This window comes from Shewanella sp. AS1, assembly GCF_021412565.1.
Taxonomy (GTDB): Bacteria; Pseudomonadota; Gammaproteobacteria; order Enterobacterales; family Shewanellaceae; genus Shewanella.
The window spans coordinates 1-355 of the sequence record NZ_JAKCLJ010000043.1 but is presented as its reverse complement, the minus strand read 5'-3'; the positions used below and the strand labels follow the sequence as shown (position 1 = coordinate 355).

The window sequence follows — 355 nt, the reverse complement described above, 5'->3', positions numbered from 1 at the left end:
AAGCCGGGTTCTGTCGTTGAACAGTCATTCATCTAGGCCAGCAATCGCTCACTGGCTCAAGCAGCCTACCCGGGTTCAGTACGGGCCGTACCATGTGAACCCCTATTTGGCCTTGCTCCGGGTGGAGTTTACCGTGCCACGGACTGTTACCAGCCGCGCGGTGCGCTCTTACCGCACCCTTTCACCCTTACCTGATCCCGCTTGCGCGGGCCATCGGCGGTTTGCTCTCTGTTGCACTAGTCGTAGGCTTGCGCCCCAGGCGTTACCTGGCACCCTGCCCTATGGAGCCCGGACTTTCCTCCCCTCCGCCCGTCTCCCCCGAAGAGGACGACGACGAAGCGGCGACTGTCTGGTC

Annotated in this window: 1 other RNA gene; it reads right to left on the bottom strand. The window is 62.3% G+C overall.

What is annotated here, in order from left to right:
- Positions 1-350, bottom strand: an RNA gene (gene rnpB, locus LZP69_RS15960) — RNase P RNA component class A.
- Positions 351-355: the final 5 nt, after the last annotated feature.